The sequence below is a fragment of the Pseudomonas sp. Kh14 genome (assembly GCF_900291005.1).
Lineage (GTDB): Bacteria > Pseudomonadota > Gammaproteobacteria > Pseudomonadales > Pseudomonadaceae > Aquipseudomonas > Aquipseudomonas alloputida.
This window is the reverse complement of record NZ_OLKJ01000084.1, coordinates 1-278: the sequence shown is the minus strand read 5'-3', so window position 1 is coordinate 278 and position 278 is coordinate 1. Positions and strand designations below refer to the sequence as shown.

Here is a 278-nt window from a genome sequence, read left to right as displayed (position 1 = left end):
GCTCAGTACTTGTCCTAACCCACAAGTCAGCGTATTTCACAAAGGTAGAGTGCGCTGACAGAATTGATAACAAAAAGCCTTGCTTACCATCCAAGAATCCAGCTTTGATAATGTACATTTTTACAAAGCACGCAATAGCATGAATGATCCCTTGAGAGATACTTGAGCGTTTTCCACGTTTCTCTCGTTGTTCTGCCCAAGCTTTGGCGTAGCCAGCCGATTTGACTAAATAATGATGGATATCATCGTAGGTGTAGTGGATCAAGTCGCCTTTCAGC

General features: G+C 43.2%; 1 pseudogene. It reads right to left on the bottom strand.

The features are described from left to right. Nucleotides 1–265 (bottom strand): annotated as a pseudogene (locus FQ668_RS28815) (glycosyltransferase family 2 protein); the annotation flags it as partial. Nucleotides 266–278 lie beyond the last annotated feature (13 nt).